This window comes from Streptomyces alkaliterrae, assembly GCF_007097205.2.
Classification (GTDB): domain Bacteria; phylum Actinomycetota; class Actinomycetes; order Streptomycetales; family Streptomycetaceae; genus Streptomyces; species Streptomyces alkaliterrae.
Genome location: NZ_VJYK02000601.1, coordinates 1 through 1,203, shown reverse-complemented (window position 1 = coordinate 1,203; position 1,203 = coordinate 1). Strand labels below are relative to the sequence as shown.

General features: G+C 72.7%; 1 protein-coding gene. It reads right to left on the bottom strand.

Annotated elements, in window-relative coordinates:
* Positions 1-1,203: SDR family oxidoreductase (locus tag FNX44_RS28405; RefSeq protein ID WP_173019309.1), on the bottom strand; the 1,203-nt coding region annotated here is incomplete at both ends.

The window sequence follows — 1,203 nt, the reverse complement described above, 5'->3', positions numbered from 1 at the left end:
AGACGGGGGTGGGGGTGGTACGGGTGCGGTGGGCGGCGAAGCGGTCGCTGATCTCGCGGGCCCGGTCCTCGGCGTCGGAGAGCTTCATCTCGGCGCATTCGTAGCCGAGTTCGGCGGTCATCACGGCCATCGACGCGGGTTCGAACACGACGGTCCCGTCCGGTCGGATCTCGGTGATGCCGTCCTGGACCTGGCCGGAGAGGTTGATGGCGTGGGCCTGTTCGGCGGTCATGCCGTCGGGCAGGTCGATGCGCGGCTCGCCGGAGCGGAGGGCGACCGGGTGGCCGCCGGTGGCGCCGAGTGTGCCGGGCGCGTGGACGAGTGCGTCCCGGCCGTCGGCCAGCGGTTCCAGGACGCTGAGCGCGGACGCCGCCGTCATGGCCTGGCCGGGCAGGCCGCCGGTACGGCGGTAGCGTTCGGGCAGGCGGGCGAGGAGCGCCGGCAGGTCGAGTTCGTCGGTGACGTCGCGGCCGTCGACCCGGACGCCCAGGCCCATCTCTGCGGGTCCGCTGTCCCCGTGTCGGGACAGCCGGTGTGAGACGTAGTGGTGGGCGACGAGTCGCACCTCCACCTCCCGCGTGGGACGCCGGAGTTCGTCGGCGACGGCTGCGGTGATGCCGGGGACGTTGTTCGCGACGTTGCCGATGCCCAGGTGCGGGGAGAGCCCGACGGTGTGGAGCACGGGGTGCACGGCGTCGGGGTAGGCGGCGTTGACGACCAGCGGTTCGACGCCGGAGAACCGTACCGCCTCCATCGCCTTCATCACGGGCACGAGGTGCATCGGCAGCCAGGGCCCGTAGTTGGCGGCGTAGAGCCGTCTGAACGCGGCCTGCTCCAGGGTGGAGATCACCCACCAGGACTGGTAGCTCGCCGCGAGGAAGAGGATGTCCGGTCGGAAGGCGGCGATCCGTTCGGCGGTTCTGGCGACGTCGGTCAGGTCGGTGAGTGCGTGGCCGACGGTGGGGGTGTAGCCGCGTTGCGCGGCGCAGAAGCGGGTGAGGTTGGTGGCGCGGACGACGGTGTCCTCGTCGCGTCCGACGAGTTGGAGGTCGCGTGGTCGGTGGCTGTGGGCGAGTTCGTGGAAGGCGCGGCGGCCGAGGTCTCCGGCGCCCAGGACCATGATGCGGCGCGGGGTCTCGTCGGCGCGGCCGGCGGGCGGCGCGAGGGGCGCGGCGCTGGGGGACGCGGTGCTCATCGGGTACC